The following is a 13,749-nucleotide window of genomic DNA, read 5'->3' on the forward strand; positions in this document are numbered from 1 at the left end:
GCACGCCGTAGACGCTTCGTCAGCGCCGACGATGGTAGCAGTGGCAGAGCGTCGCAGGTTCGCTGACAACGTGGTCAATAGGGTTGTCGGGGCGGGTGGGCCAAGCTCAAGATGAAAAAGCAGATTGAAATGCCCACCGCGATCTGGCCTTGCGTCAATTCAAGCTGTCGCGCCGGTGTTTCCTCTGGCGCCCAGGTAATAGAACAGCGCCGCCAGACACACGGAGCCAATCAGCAGGTAGAACGTGGCCACGGGCACCAGGTGAGCAAGAGCGAATCCGCAAATTACCGGGCCCAGGGCAGCACCCAGGTTGGACAGGTTTTGTGCACCGTAATAAACCCCGCGCAGGTGCTCAGGAGCGATGCTGTCGATAAACATGTATTCAGCCGGGATCACGATGATTTCTCCCAGGGTGAATACCAGCATTGCCAGGCACCAGGCCAGCAGCGACTGGGCCAGGGAAAAGCCAAGCAGCCCAGCCAGGAACAATGCCATGCCGGCAAGCAGCCAGGGCATCAACTGGCGGCTGCTGATACGTCGGCCGATCACGTATTGCAGGGCGATGACGGTAACCGCGTTGGTGGCTACCAGGTAGCTGATGTACCGGGCCGCTTCGCTGGCACTGCTGGTGACCACCAGGTACTGCGACAGGTAAGCGGTGAATTGTCCGAACACCACGGCGCTGAGCGCGCCGCCGAGGGTAAAGCAGATCAGTCGACGATCTTTGAGCAGTTGCCCACCCACACTGAGAAAACCCGCCTGCGGGCCGTTATCCAGATTTGCCCGTGCCGAGCGCTCGCCCCAGCGCCGATAGATCAGGCACATGACCAGGCCCAACAGGGCAGATACCAGAAAAGGCAGATGATCATCGAGCAGAATCAGCGCTACACCAACGAATGGCCCAACCGCGTAAGCGACGTTGCTCAAGGTGTATTTGATCGAGAACACCTCGGAGCGCTCATCCAGCGGTAACAGTGCACAGAATCCAGCCTTGGCGGCAATGTCGACAACCGCCAATGCCAGGTTGATCAGGACCAGACTAATGAAGAACAGACTCAATTCACGGCTGGCCACTGCGGCAATGAAAGCCCCGGTGAACACCAGGGTCGAGGCGATGATCACCGTATAGCTGCGCAGGGTATCGATGAGGTAGCCGCCATACAGACTCAACAGCGACGCAACAATCAACGCGCCGCCAATCATCAAGCCGATGCCGCTGATATCCAGGGAAAAGTTCTGCGCGAGGTAGACCACCAGATAGGGCAGGGTGATTGCACGGGCTAGGGTCAATACAAAGGTGGTGGCCAGCAACAGGCGCACCTGTGGGCTGTAGCGTCTTGCGGCGGCGAGCATTTTCACGTCCTTGTTGTTACTGCGATAAGCCGACAACGGTGAAGCATACGCTCGGTGAACAACGCCTGAACAGAGGATTTATACATCTGTAAAATAGATAACAGATAGATAAAATACCCATTTTATAGATATTATTTTTCGTCCTAGGATGATCTTGCGTCACCGACCAACAGGAGACCTCGATCATGCCGTGCTTGCAACACAACGCTTCGCCCCTCAGACCCCTGCGCCACCTGGCGCATCCCCGTGAGGTTATCCGTCAGTTCACCCCCAACTGGTTCGCTGCAACCATGGGCACCGGGGTGTTGTCCCTGGCTCTCATGCAAATAGGTATGAGCAATCTGCAGAGTCTGGCGCAGGCGCTGTGGTGGCTGACCATTGCCCTGTTTTTACTGTTCAGCGGCTTGTACGTCGCACGTTGGGTCATGTTCTTCGATGAGGCGCGACAGATTTTTGCTCATTCAACGGTGTCGATGTTCTTCGGCACTATTCCGATGGGCCTGGCGACCATCCTCAATGGATGCCTGCTATTTGGCATTGATCGCTGGGGCGAAGGGATCGTGCCCTGGATCGAGGCGATGTGGTGGTTCGATGTTGGCCTGGCGCTGCTCTGCGGGGTATCGATTCCTTACCTGATGTTCACCCGCCAGGAGCACAGCATCGATCAGATGACCGCTGTCTGGCTGCTGCCAGTAGTCGCCGCGGAGGTTGCTGCTGCCAGTGGCGGTCAGTTGGCGCCGCACCTGGTCGATGCCCACAGCCAGTTTCAGGTGCTGGTGACCAGTTATGTGATGTGGGCGGTATCGCTGCCAGTGGCCTTCAGCATTCTGACCATTCTCATGCTGCGCATGGCCTTGCACAAATTACCTGCTGCCAACATGGCGGCGTCCAGCTGGCTGGCACTCGGCCCTATCGGTACCGGCGCCCTGGGCATGTTGCTACTGGGGGCTGATGCACCCGCGATATTTGCCGCCAACGGCTTTGGCAATCTGGGGGAGATCGCTCAAGGCCTGGGCTTGATCGCCGGGATCGTGCTATGGGGCGCATGCTTGTGGTGGTTGCTCACAGCGGTGCTGATCACTTGGCGCTACATGCGCCATGGCATGCCGTTCAATCTGGGCTGGTGGGGCTTCACTTTCCCGCTGGGTGTCTACAGCCTGGCCACCCTCAAACTCGGTGCCTGGTTGGGACTGGCGTTCTTCCAACACATGGGGCTGGTGTTGGTGGTCGCGCTGGTCGGCTTGTGGTTGATGGTCTTCAGTCTGACCTTGCGCGGCGCCTGGCGTGGTGAGTTGTTCGCCTCGCCGTGCATTGTCAGCTTACATAAGTAGGTTGTAATTACCTGGGTGGTTGTGGCTTTGTGCGGGTTGCGTGCCTCCAATGACAAAGCCCCACTCAGGTACACGGACGATGAGTCAAACTTCGCAATTCAGTCTTCTTGGCAAAAAGCGATTTCTGCCATTCTTCATTACCCAGTCGCTCGGGGCCTTCAACGACAACCTGTTCAAGCAATCGTTGATCCTGGCCATTCTCTACAAGTTGGCCATCGAGGGTGACCGCTCGATCTGGATCAACCTCTGCGCCTTGCTGTTCATTCTGCCGTTTTTCCTGTTCTCCGCCCTGGCCGGGCAGTTTGGCGAGAAGTATCCCAAGGACGCCTTGATTCGACTGATCAAGCTGGCCGAAATTGGCATCATGGCAGTGGGCGCCATCGGCTTTCTCACCAATCATCTGGCGCTGATGCTCCTGGCGCTGTTCGCCATGGGTACCCATTCGGCACTGTTCGGGCCGGTCAAATACTCGATCCTGCCCCAAGCCCTGCGAGAGCAGGAGTTGGTGGGCGGCAATGGCCTGGTGGAGATGGGCACCTTCCTGGCGATTCTGGCCGGTACCATCGGCGCTGGGGTCATGATGTCCAGCAGTCACTATGCGCCTGTGGTTGCCACGGCGGTGGTCGCGGTGGCTGTGCTCGGTTATCTGTCCAGCCAGTGGATTCCACGGGCCAGTGCAGCGTCGCCGCAGATGAAGCTGGACTGGAACATTTTCACCCAGTCCTGGGCCACCTTGCGTTTGGGACTGGGGCAGACACCAGCAGTGTCTCGCTCGATTGTCGGCAACTCCTGGTTCTGGTTTGTCGGGGCCATCTACCTCACGCAGATTCCGGCCTACGCCAAGGATTGGTTGCACGGTGACGAAACCGTGGTCACCTTGGTGCTGACCCTGTTTTCCGTCGGCATCGCCCTGGGTTCACTGCTGTGCGAACGCCTCAGCGGTCACAAGGTGGAAATCGGCCTGGTGCCCTTTGGCTCCTTTGGCCTGACCCTGTTTGGTTTGCTCTGGTGGTGGCATTCCGGGGATGTGCCCACAGCAGCGACGCCTTATGACTGGTTGACGCTTCTGGGGATGACTCAGGCCTGGTGGATACTGCTGTCGATTGTGGGCCTGGGGGTATTTGGTGGGTTCTATATCGTGCCCCTGTATGCCTTGATCCAATCGCGTACCGCGGTGAATGAGCGCTCCCGCGTGATCGCTGCGAACAACATTCTCAATGCGTTGTTCATGGTGGTGTCGGCAATTGTCACCATCGTGCTGCTGAGCCTGGTGGAGATGACCATTCCCCAGCTGTTCCTGGTGGTGTCGCTGCTCAACATCGGCGTCAACGCCTACATCTTCCGGATTGTTCCTGAGTTCACCATGCGCTTCATGATTTGGTTACTCAGCCATTCCATGTACCGGGTCGAGCATCGAGACCTGCAACAAATTCCGGAGGAAGGAGCGGCACTGCTGGTGTGCAATCATGTGTCGTTTGTTGATGCGTTGTTGATAGGTGGCGCAGTGCGTCGGCCGATTCGCTTTGTCATGTACTACAAGATCTTCCAACTACCGGTGCTCAATTTCATTTTTCGCACGGCAGGCGCCATCCCTATTGCCGGACGCAACGAAGACGCGGAAATCTATGAGCAGGCGTTCAAGCAGATTGCCGCCTATCTGGCTGAAGGCGAGCTGGTGTGTATTTTCCCCGAGGGCAAGTTGACCTGCGATGGCGAGATTGATCAGTTCAAGGGCGGTTTGAGCCGAATCATCGAGCAGACACCGGTACCGGTGATACCGATGGCCTTGCAGGGTTTGTGGGGAAGTTTCTTCAGCCGTGATCCGGCCAAGGGCTTTTTTCACCGCTTATGGTCGCGGGTGACCCTGGTAGCCGGTGCTGCCATCCCGGTAGAGACAGCAGAACCGGCACTGTTGCGCGAGCGGGTCAGCCAGTTGCGTGGCGACGTGCGCTAACAGGCGAGCTCAAGGTCAGCTGGCGCTGACCTTGAGGCCGACCAGACCTGCGACAATAAGGGCAACACTGGCCAGGCGCATGAACGCCATGGACTCGCCGAACAGGATGATTCCGGCGATCACCGTGCCGATCGCACCAACCCCGGTCCAGATCGCATACGCGGTGCCCAGCGGCAGCTCCTTCATTGCCAACCCGAGCAAGCCGAGGCTGACCAGCATGGCAGCGACAGTCAGCACGGTGGGCAAAGGGCGAGTGAAACCGTCGGTGTACTTGAGGCCGACAGCCCAGCCAACTTCAAACAGGCCGGCGAAAAACAGAATGATCCAGGACATGCAGTATCTCCATCGAATGATGGGGCCGTCCCCGTAATGGTCACGCGTTGCGTCGTGAGGTCGTCCTCACCGTTCGGCAGCTTAAGGCTGCAAGTTTCAAGCTTCAAGTAAAGGCATGGAATACGCAGGACATGCCTTCACTTGGTGCTTGAAGCTTTAGGCTTATATGCCCTGCGGAATGTCTTCGCCGCCCAATGCCTCGAACAGCGCCGGCAGGAAATCGCCAAAGGTCAGCATCATCAGGGTAAAGCTGGCGTCGAGCTGGCCCAGGGCTTCTTCGCCGCCGTCTTCTTCGGCCTGGTCTTGCAGCAGTTCTTCGAAGCGCAGGCGTTTGATGACCATCTTGTCGTCGAGTACGAACGACAGTTTGTCCTGCCAGGCCAGTGACAGCTGGGTCACTACCTTGCCGGTACCCAAGTGCAGCTGGATTTCGTCGCTGGTCAGATCCTGACGCTTGCAGCGCACGATGCCACCGTCTTCATGGGTGTCACGCAGTTCGCATTCGTCCAGTACATAGAAGTCAGGCGCTGCTTGTTGGGTCTTGACCCAATCGGTCATGGTTGCGCTCGGGGCAATTTTTACGGTTACCGGGCGCACGGGCAGCGAGCCCATGACTTCACGCAAGGTCGAGAGCAGGTCTTCGGCACGTTTGGCGCTGGCCGAGTTGACCAGGATCAGGCCCTGCTTGGGGGCGATGGCAGCGAAGATCATCGAGCGGCGAATAAAGGCACGTGGCAAGAAAGCCTGGATGATCTCGTCCTTGATCTGGTCGCGCTCCTTCTTATAGACCTTGCGCATTTGTTCAGCTTCGATCTCGTCGATCTTCTCTTTCACCGCATCACGTACCACGCTGCCTGGAAGAATACGCTCTTCCTTGCGCGCAGCGATCAGCAGGAAGTCACCGCTGACGTGAACCAGTGGAGCATCTTCGCCTTTGCCGAATGGGGCGACGAAGCCATAAGTGGTCAACTCCTGGCTGGCGCAAGGGCGCGCCGGCTTGCTGGCCAGAGCGGTTTCCAGTGCTTCGGGATCGAACGGGACATCCTGGGTCAGGCGGTAGGTCAGCAGGTTTTTGAACCACATGGGGTGAAGCTCTCCTTAATACATAGGCAGGCATTATTCTCCGAGCAGGCACCCAAGGCCAACCCCGCGCTAAGTCTTTGGAACGCCTGAAAAATTTTTTTAAAAAAGTGCTTGCCAGAGTGTTCGGTGCTCCGTAGAATGCGCGCCACACCGAGACGAAGGGTGATTAGCTCAGCCGGGAGAGCATCTGCCTTACAAGCAGAGGGTCGGCGGTTCGATCCCGTCATCACCCACCACTCAGTGTATAGCGCAGCGGTAGTTCAGTCGGTTAGAATACCGGCCTGTCACGCCGGGGGTCGCGGGTTCGAGTCCCGTCCGCTGCGCCATATTTAGCTTCAGGGCCCACTGAACACCCTGAAGCAACAAAGAAAGCGACCTTAGGGTCGCTTTTTTTGTGCCTGGAATTTTCCCAGACGCCACCAGCACGCTGGTACGCCATTGCTTTCTCCGTGCCAGCATGGGCCGAGTTGGTGCGCGCATACCCAAGGCAGTGCAAAAGTTGCGCTGCGCGCTTGAGCAAATCGCGGGCTCATGCGGCGCCTGCGGTTCTGGCGCGACCCTTGCTTTAGCTTGAGCATTCGGCAATCAACGCAGATTGCCCCGTTCACGACAAAGGCGCCGTGTTGCCCTGCTTGTTTTTTCGAGCCGGGGCAGCAGGGCGCCTTTTTGTTTGCGCAAGCAGGAGGTCGGCAGATGAACAGCACCAGTGTGCGTAGCGTTTGCCCTTATTGTGGGGTTGGGTGTGGCATTGTCATGTCGGTTGAGGGCAACCGGGTAACCAAGATCAGTGGTGACAAGCAGCATCCGAGCAATTTCGGGCGCTTGTGCACCAAAGGGCTGACCGCGCATCTGCCGCTGTGCGATTCAGGTCGCATGGAGCACGCCTTTGTGCGCAATGAACGCCAGCGCGATCCGGTGCAGACCCCCATCGATGTCGCCATCGAGCAGACGGCGCTGCGTTTGCGCGCAATCATCGACGCGCACGGACCGGACGCCCTGGCGTTCTATGTCTCCGGGCAGATGTCGCTGGAGGCCCAATACCTGATCAACAAACTGGCCAAAGGTTTTATCCGCAGCCGACACATCGAGTCCAACTCGCGCCTGTGCATGGCCAGCGCTAGCAGTGGCTACAAGCAATCACTGGGCGCCGACGGACCACCGGGCAGCTACCAGGACATCGATCGCGCCGAAGTCTTCTTCGTCATCGGCGCGAACATGGCCGACTGTCATCCGATTCTTTTTCTACGTCTGCTTGATCGGCTCAAGGCTGGGGCTCGACTGATTGTTGTCGACCCGCGGCGCAGTGCGACCGCCGACAAGGCCGATCTGTTCCTGCAGATCAAGCCGGGCACCGATCTGGCGCTGCTTAATGGCCTGCTGTATCTACTCAGGCACAAGGGCCACTGTGACCATGCCTTCATCGAGCGCTACACCGAAGGCTGGGCGGCCATGGCGGAATTTCTCGAGGATTACACCCCCGAGCGCGTCGCGGCCATAACCGGGCTTGCCGAGGCGGACATTCGCCAGGCCGCCGACTGGATCGGCCAGGCGCCGGAGTGGATGAGTTGTTGGACCATGGGCCTGAACCAGAGCATTCATGGCACCTGGCAGACCAACGCCTTGTGCAATCTGCACCTGGCCACCGGGGCGATCTGTCGGCCGGGTAGTGGGCCGTTCTCCCTGACCGGCCAGCCTAACGCGATGGGGGGGCGCGAGATGGGCTACATGGGCGCAGGCCTGCCCGGTCAGCGGTCGGCCTTGATCGACAGTGATCGGGCCTTTGTCGAACAGCTCTGGCAAGTGCCTGCCGGTAGCCTGCGCAGTGAAGCAGGGGATGGCACTGTGGCGTTGTTCGAGCAATTGGCTGCAGGGCAGATCAAGGCGTGCTGGATCATCTGCAGCAACCCGGTGGCCAGCGTTGCCAATCGCCAACAGGTGATCGATGGATTGCGCAAGGCAGCGCTGGTGATCACCCAGGATGCCTTTCTCGATACCGAAACCAACCGCTACGCCGATATCCTTTTGCCCGCGACGCTTTGGGCCGAAGGCGAAGGGGTGATGATCAACTCCGAGCGCAACCTGACGTTGATGAACAAGGCCGTAGAGCCTGCGGGTGACAGCTTGCCAGACTGGCAAATCATCGCCCGAGTTGCTTGTGCCATGGGGTACGCCGAGGCCTTCAGCTACGAAAATGCCGAGGCTGTATTCGATGAGATCCGCCGCGCCTGGAATCCCGCGACGGGCTACGACGTGCGTGGGATCAGCTATACCGCGTTGCGCCAGGCGCCTCGGCAGTGGCCGTGCGAACCCGGGCGCACAGACACGCGCAGCTCGCTGCGCTATCGCAACGACGGCATCAGCCAGACGCTGTACTGCGATGTTCAAGGGCATACGCCGAGCATTGCCTTTCCCACCAGCAGCGCCAAGGCGCGCTTTTTTGCGCGTCCGTGCCTGCCCGCTGCCGAGTTGCCGGATGATGAGTTTGCCTTGGTGCTCAATACCGGCCGGGTCCAGCATCAATGGCACACGCTGACCAAGACCGGCAAGGTTGCCGCACTGAACAAGCTTGACCCTGGCACCTTTGTGGAAATTCATCCGGAAGATGCCACGCGCCTGGGTATCGCTGAAAAAGATCAGGTGCAAATACGTTCACGACGGGGCCAGGCGGTATTACCGGCACGAATCACCACGCGGGTGCTGCCGGGCAATTGTTTTGCACCCTTTCATTGGAATGATGTCTACGGTGAAAACCTGGCAATTAACGCACTGACCAGTGACGCCGTTGATCCTGACTCGCTGCAACCTGCTTTCAAATACTGCGCAGTGGCGTTAAGCCGGGTAGCAGGTGAGCGCATAAAAGCAGTTGAAATTGAGCAACCGCCTGTTTCGACGCAAGACCAGCATTTGTTGCTCTGGGCCTCGCAAACCGGCAACGGCCAGGCCCTTGCTGAACAGTGCGCAGCGCGCTTGCGCGAAGTGGGGCTGGCGGTGCAGTTGAGCTGCATGGAAGATGTAGCGCTGGCGCAACTCGATAGCCCCGCAAGTCTGCTGTTGATCGCCAGCACCTTTGGTGACGGCGATGCGCCAGATTCAGGCGCCGGTTTTTGGCAGGACCTGCATGGCGAGCATTCGCAACGCTGTGCCGGGCTGCCCTATGCGGTATTGGCCCTGGGCGATTCCAGCTACGAGCAGTTTTGTGGCTTTGGTCGCAAGCTGGACCAGCGCTTGTCCGAGGTGGGCGGCCAGCGCCTGCTGGCACGCGTCGATTGCGAGGGTGACTTCAGCGAGCCCGCCGGGCAATGGCTGCAGGCCTTGCTCAGCAAGCTCGGCCAGCAGGCGCCGCTGCTTGCTCTGCCTATGCCAGCGCCGGCGACCTCGGGTTTCAACAAGCACAATCCGTTGCCGACCAGATTGGTGGGCAACCGCTTGCTGAACAGTCCAGGAGCGAGCAAGGAAACACGGCAGATAATCTTCGATTTGGCCGGTAGCGAAATGCGCTATCAGGCGGGTGATGCCTTGGGCGTGTGGCCGCGCAACTGCCCGGCGCTGGTGGATGAGTTGCTGACGGCGGCGGGGCTTGAGGGAGCCAGCCCTGTCAGCCTTAAAGGCAAGGCCGACATGGCGTTGTTCAGCGCCTTGAGCGAGCACCTGGAAATTGCCCGCATTACCCCGGCAATCCTTGAGGCCATCGCCCGGCATAGCGGCGACTCAATGCTGACCGATATGCTCAAGCCGCAGAACAAGGCGGCCCTCAAAGCGTGGCTGTGGGGCAAACAACTGATCGACCTGGTGCATGCCTTCCAGCCGCAATGGGACCAGGAAACCTGGTTGAGCCTGCTCAAACCCTTGCAGCCCCGGCTGTACTCGATCAGTTCGAGCCCCAAGCTGCATTCGGACCAGGTTCATCTGACCCTCTCTACCGTTCGCTACGGCCAGCGCAAAGGTGTTTGCTCCACCTATTTGGCCGATCGCGCCACGCAAGCCGAGGTGGCCATTTTCACCCAACCGACGGCCCATTTTCGTTTGCCCAAGGACAACTCCGCGCCGGTGATCATGGTCGGTCCCGGTACTGGGGTCGCACCGTTTCGAGCGTTTTTGCAGGAGCGTCAGGCCGAGGGGGCCAAGGGGCGCAACTGGTTGCTGTTCGGCGAGCAAAAGGCTGCCAGTGATTTTTACTACCGGGACGAGTTACAGACCTGGCAGCGCGAAGGGCATTTGCATCGGCTGGACACCGCGTTCTCCCGCGATCAGCCGGAAAAAATCTATGTGCAGCAACGCATGCTCGAACAAGGCGCTGAGCTTTGGCGCTGGTTGGAGGAAGGGGGGCACTTTTATGTCTGTGGTGATGCCGAGCGCATGGCCCGTGACGTCGATGCGGCGCTCAAGCAGGTGATTGCCAAGCATGGCGCGATGAACGTCGATCAGGCTGATGCCTACGTCGCAGAGATGAGTCGCAACAAGCGCTATCTGCGCGATGTGTATTGAGCGCCCCATAAGAGGGAGGGCTGCACCAGGCTGGGTCGGGAAGTGCGCTTTGTCGTAACCGCAGGCCGCGGTTTCAGGGACTTCGGCAGTTGGCACGCTCTGTGCTGCTGCTCTGTTACAACGTTCTGGCGGGTCAATGGCGATCTGCACCCTGAACTACATAAAACGACCAGGCAAAGGCGCCTGGAGCTTCGGCTCCAGGCGCCTTTTTGTTTTTCCGGGCTAGCCCCAGCAGCACAGCCACCGTGAATGGCCTTGAGTGAGGATCGGGTATGAATGCAGAAACTATCGTCCAGCGGCAAAAGTTGATCATCGTCGGCAACGGCATGGTCGGGCATCACTGCGTTGAGCAACTGATTGAGCGCAATGCCTTGAGCCGTTTCGAAGTGCGGGTGTTCGGTGAGGAGCGCCAGCGTGCCTACGACCGTGTTCACTTGTCCGAGTATTTCAGTGGCAGCGACGCTGAAGCCTTGGCCCTGGGTGCTGCGAGCCTGTACGCCGACAGCGGCGTCAGCCTGCATTTGGGTGAAGCCGTGCTGGAGATCGACCGCGACCGCTGTGAAGTGCTGACGTCGGCTGGTCGCTACCCCTATGATCAATTGATCCTGGCCACCGGTTCATACCCTTTCGTTCCGCCAGTCGTCGGCTGCGAAGGGGCGTCGCGTCTGGTCTACCGCACCCTCGATGACCTTGATGGCATCCGCGCGGCAGCTGCCAATGCACGGCGCGGCGTGGTGGTCGGCGGTGGCTTGTTGGGGCTTGAAGCTGCCAATGCCCTGAAGTCATTGGGGCTCGAAGCGCATGTGGTCGAGTTTGCACCACGCTTGATGCCGGTGCAGTTGGACAGCGAAGGTGGCGCAGCCCTGCGGGCGCAGATCGAGGCACTTGGCGTCGGTGTGCATGTCTCGCGTGGCACGCAAGCGGTGGTAACCGGTGAAGATTATCGCTACCGGATGAACTTCGATGGTGGCGAATTCCTGGAAACCGACCTGATCGTGTTTTCCGCCGGTATCCGCCCGCAGGATGCCCTGGGGCGCAACAGCGGTTTGGAGATTGCCGCACGCGGTGGCGTGGTGATCGACAGCGACTGTCGCAGCAGCGACCCGCGGATTTTTGCCATTGGCGAATGCGCATCGTGGAACGGCAGCGTGTTCGGTCTCGTAGCACCGGGCTACAGCATGGCGCGTAACGTTGCGGCGACGCTGATGGGGGATGCGGCCGCACGCTTCAACGGTGCCGACATGTCGACCAAGCTCAAGTTGCTCGGGGTTGACGTCGGTTCAATCGGCGATGCCCATGGTGCGACACCCGGGGCGCGTAGCTACCGTTTCATCGACGAAGCCAACTCGGCGTACCGCCGTCTGGTGGTGGATGCCTCGGGCAAACGCGTGCTGGGCGCGGTGCTGGTAGGCGATAACAGCTATTACGACACCTTGCTGCAATACGTGCAGAATGCAATTGCCCTGCCGGCTGATCCCGCGGCCTTGATTCTGCCGCAAGTGTCCGGGGCGCCGACCCTGGGTGCCGATGCCCTGCCGGACACTGCGACCATCTGCTCCTGCCACAACGTCAGCAAAGGCGCGATCTGCGGCGCCATCGACGAGGGTTGTGGCGAACTGGCTGCCCTCAAGCAACAGACCAAGGCGTGTACCGGTTGCGGTGGTTGCGCGGCATTGCTCAAGCAGGTCTTCGAGCACGAGCTGATTGCCCGGGGTGTCAGTGTCGACAAGAGCCTATGCGAACACTTTGCCTACACGCGCCAGGAGTTGTATGCCCTGGTGCGCGTTGAGGGCATCCTCAGTTTTGACGAAATGCTCGCCAAGCATGGTCGCGGCCATGTCGGTTGCGACATTTGCAAGCCCACGGTCGGCTCCATCCTCGCATCGTGCTGGAACCAGCCCATCATGGACGCATCGCTGGTGCCGCTGCAGGACACCAACGACACCTTCATGGCCAACATGCAGAAGAACGGTACCTATTCGGTGGTGCCACGGATTCCTGGCGGTGAAATCACCCCGGACAAGCTCATCGTCATCGGTGAGGTGGCGAAAAAGTACGACCTCTACACCAAGATTACCGGTGGCCAGCGCATCGATCTTTTTGGCGCGCAATTGCACGAGTTGCCGGCGATCTGGGGTGAGCTGATCGAAGCCGGCTTCGAAACCGGCCACGCCTACGGCAAGTCCACGCGCACGGTGAAATCCTGTGTCGGCAGCACCTGGTGTCGCTACGGCGTGCAGGACAGCGTGAAGATGGCCTTGCTTCTGGAGGACCGCTACAAGGGCCTGCGCTCGCCGCACAAACTCAAGTTCGCGGTTTCTGGCTGCACCCGCGAATGTGCCGAAGCGCAGAGTAAGGATATTGGTGTAATCGCCACCGAGAAGGGCTGGAACCTGTACATCTGCGGCAATGGCGGCATGCGTCCGCGGCATGCCGAGCTGTTCGCCACTGATCTGGATGATGCCGGGCTGATCCGCCTCATCGACCGGGTGCTGATGTTCTACATCCGCACCGCCGACAAATTGCAGCGCACGTCGGTCTGGCGCGAGAGCCTGGAAGGCGGCTTGAACTATCTGAAACAGGTCATTATCGAAGATTCACTAGGCCTGGCTGCCGAGCTGGAAGCTCAGATGCAGTTAGTGGTCGATCGCTACGAATGTGAATGGGCCAATGCTCTCAAGGATCCCGAGAAGCTCAAGCGCTTTCGCACTTTCGTCAATGACCATCGCCCAGATCCCGGCGTGCACTTTGTTCGTGAGCGTGGTCAACGCCGCCCCATTGCCGCCGCAGAGCTTCACTTGATCCCGACCACTGAAGAGGTGCTGTGATGAGTCTGTCCAATGCTGCTGTAAACCTGCAAACCCAAGACTGGCAAACGGTGTGCAAACGCCAGGACCTGGTTGCGCAATCGGGCGTGGTTGTCTGGTTCGAAGGCCGGCAGGTGGCGCTGTTCTACCTGCCCGAGGAGCAAACACCCCTGTTTGCTATCGACAACCACGACCCCAAGTCAGGCGCCAATGTGATCGGTCGCGGCCTGATCGGACACATCAAGGGCGAGTTGGTGGTGGCAGCGCCCTTGTACAAACAGCATTTCAGCCTCCGCGATGGCCACTGCCTGGAGGATGCACAGCAGGGGCTGCAAGTATGGCCGGTGCGGATTCGCGGTGACCAGGTAGAGATCGGAATGTAGTAACAACAGGTTCATCCGGC

General features: G+C 59.3%; 8 protein-coding genes and 2 tRNA genes. 7 read left to right on the forward strand and 3 right to left on the reverse strand.

The features are described 5' to 3' along the window. Positions 1-159: 159 nt before the first annotated feature. Entirely contained in the window at positions 160-1,353 is a 1,194-nt protein-coding gene (locus V0R60_RS10655) for an MFS transporter (RefSeq protein WP_330079646.1), read from the reverse strand. A 185-nt stretch (positions 1,354-1,538) separates the two neighbouring features. Here V0R60_RS10655 and V0R60_RS10660 point away from each other — a divergent pair, with 185 nt between their 5' ends. Then, a complete protein-coding gene (locus tag V0R60_RS10660) occupies positions 1,539-2,684 on the forward strand; it encodes a TDT family transporter (protein WP_330079647.1) in 1,146 nt (381 codons plus the stop codon). A gap of 79 nt (positions 2,685-2,763) precedes the next feature. Beyond that, positions 2,764-4,638: an MFS transporter gene (locus V0R60_RS10665; protein ID WP_330079648.1), complete on the forward strand. Its 1,875-nt coding sequence runs from the start codon at positions 2,764-2,766 to the stop codon at positions 4,636-4,638. A 15-nt stretch (positions 4,639-4,653) separates the two neighbouring features. Here the strand turns inward: V0R60_RS10665 and sugE are convergent, their stop codons facing one another. Next, positions 4,654-4,971 carry a quaternary ammonium compound efflux SMR transporter SugE gene (sugE, locus tag V0R60_RS10670; protein WP_136475013.1) on the reverse strand — a complete coding sequence of 106 codons (318 nt, stop codon included), beginning with the start codon at positions 4,969-4,971 and terminating at the stop codon, positions 4,654-4,656. A 162-nt stretch (positions 4,972-5,133) separates the two neighbouring features. Then, complete coding sequence (gene rdgC, locus V0R60_RS10675) at positions 5,134-6,054, reverse strand: recombination-associated protein RdgC (RefSeq protein WP_136475014.1); 921 nt, start codon at positions 6,052-6,054, stop codon at positions 5,134-5,136. 160 nt (positions 6,055-6,214) lie between these two features. Here rdgC and V0R60_RS10680 point away from each other — a divergent pair. The 5 genes from V0R60_RS10680 (at position 6,215) to nirD (ending at position 13,729) form a co-directional block, all read left to right on the forward strand. Further along, positions 6,215-6,290, forward strand: a tRNA-Val gene (locus tag V0R60_RS10680). Positions 6,291-6,303: 13 nt separating this feature from the next. Then, a tRNA-Asp gene (locus V0R60_RS10685) sits at positions 6,304-6,380 on the forward strand. A gap of 367 nt (positions 6,381-6,747) precedes the next feature. Further along, complete coding sequence (locus tag V0R60_RS10690; RefSeq protein ID WP_330079649.1) at positions 6,748-10,539, forward strand: bifunctional nitrate reductase/sulfite reductase flavoprotein subunit alpha; 3,792 nt, start codon at positions 6,748-6,750, stop codon at positions 10,537-10,539. 272 nt (positions 10,540-10,811) lie between these two features. Further along, positions 10,812-13,367, forward strand: coding sequence for a nitrite reductase large subunit NirB (nirB, locus tag V0R60_RS10695; protein WP_330079650.1), 2,556 nt, complete (start codon positions 10,812-10,814; stop codon positions 13,365-13,367). Next, complete coding sequence (gene nirD / locus V0R60_RS10700) at positions 13,367-13,729, forward strand: nitrite reductase small subunit NirD (RefSeq protein WP_330079651.1); 363 nt, start codon at positions 13,367-13,369, stop codon at positions 13,727-13,729. Before nirB ends, nirD begins: the two co-directional genes overlap by 1 nt. Positions 13,730-13,749: the final 20 nt, after the last annotated feature.

The sequence above is a fragment of the Pseudomonas auratipiscis genome, from assembly GCF_036324085.1.
GTDB lineage: Bacteria > Pseudomonadota > Gammaproteobacteria > Pseudomonadales > Pseudomonadaceae > Aquipseudomonas > Aquipseudomonas auratipiscis.

Excerpts from the sequence above, each read along its gene's own strand:
- V0R60_RS10655 (WP_330079646.1), bottom strand. The coding sequence starts at position 1,353 with ATGCTCGCCGCCGCAAGACGCTACAGCCCACAGGTGCGCCTGTTGCTG.
- V0R60_RS10660 (WP_330079647.1), top strand. The coding sequence starts at position 1,539 with ATGCCGTGCTTGCAACACAACGCTTCGCCCCTCAGACCCCTGCGCCAC.
- V0R60_RS10665 (WP_330079648.1), top strand. The coding sequence starts at position 2,764 with ATGAGTCAAACTTCGCAATTCAGTCTTCTTGGCAAAAAGCGATTTCTG.
- sugE (WP_136475013.1), bottom strand. The coding sequence starts at position 4,971 with ATGTCCTGGATCATTCTGTTTTTCGCCGGCCTGTTTGAAGTTGGCTGG.
- rdgC (WP_136475014.1), bottom strand. The coding sequence starts at position 6,054 with ATGTGGTTCAAAAACCTGCTGACCTACCGCCTGACCCAGGATGTCCCG.
- V0R60_RS10690 (WP_330079649.1), top strand. The coding sequence starts at position 6,748 with ATGAACAGCACCAGTGTGCGTAGCGTTTGCCCTTATTGTGGGGTTGGG.
- nirB (WP_330079650.1), top strand. The coding sequence starts at position 10,812 with ATGAATGCAGAAACTATCGTCCAGCGGCAAAAGTTGATCATCGTCGGC.
- nirD (WP_330079651.1), top strand. The coding sequence starts at position 13,367 with ATGAGTCTGTCCAATGCTGCTGTAAACCTGCAAACCCAAGACTGGCAA.